Source organism: Escherichia sp. AM3 (assembly GCF_032029835.1).
GTDB classification, from domain to species: domain Bacteria; phylum Pseudomonadota; class Gammaproteobacteria; order Enterobacterales; family Enterobacteriaceae; genus Escherichia; species Escherichia coli.
Map to the genome: position 1 here is coordinate 1 of NZ_JAVUPQ010000477.1, position 665 is coordinate 665.

The following is a 665-nucleotide window of genomic DNA, read 5'->3' on the forward strand; positions in this document are numbered from 1 at the left end:
ATATTATTCCTCATAACTAAAAAAGGGGCTTAATGCCCCTTTTTATCTATAACACGGTAAGTAACCCTGTTTCCTGTGTAAATAAACGCGCTAACTGATCACAATAGATATTATCGAATCTTGAAATATCTTTAACTTCAGCACCACGTACACGAGAAAATTTCACCTGGTACGTATCAGTAAAATCCAGTTTAATTTTTACTAAGTTGATGCCTTTCATTGCAAAATTTGACGGCAAACGGAAAGTTAACCCACACTCACCGTTTTCATCAAAGTAAGAAAAACTTTTAGCACCAGTCATAACAATAAAACGATTACCACCAAGTTGACGTAAAATCTCTGTGGCTACAGATTTAGCGTAGTTTTGCATTTTTAACCTCCCGCCCAGCTTGGGCTCTGGATGAAAGAGAACCTGTTTCCCTTTCCTGTGTTTTATTATACCTGCATTTGCAGGTATGGCAAGTTATTTTTTTACCAGCCTGTAAGACGGATGCATATTTGCTAATAACAATAAATACTGATATTCACCAATAGATAAAGAACGACTGGCCTTACCTGCACTTTCTTTCATCTGCCAGGAATTCAGTTGATAACCAAAAATATCAGCAGCTTCTTTAAGAGTAAGACCTGCCGCAACCCGCGCATTCTTTACTTCTTCAGGTGTA

General features: G+C 37.6%; 2 protein-coding genes. Both read right to left on the reverse strand.

The window, feature by feature from the left end; all coding sequences use genetic code 11:
• Nucleotides 1–46: 46 nt before the first annotated feature.
• Nucleotides 47–370, reverse strand: a complete 324-nt coding sequence (locus tag RTW80_RS26710; protein ID WP_312721104.1) for a hypothetical protein — start codon at nucleotides 368–370, stop codon at nucleotides 47–49.
• Between the two features lie 93 nt (nucleotides 371–463).
• Nucleotides 464–665, reverse strand: a 202-nt coding sequence (locus RTW80_RS26715; RefSeq protein ID WP_312721106.1) for a hypothetical protein, incomplete at its 5' end; no start/stop codon positions are given.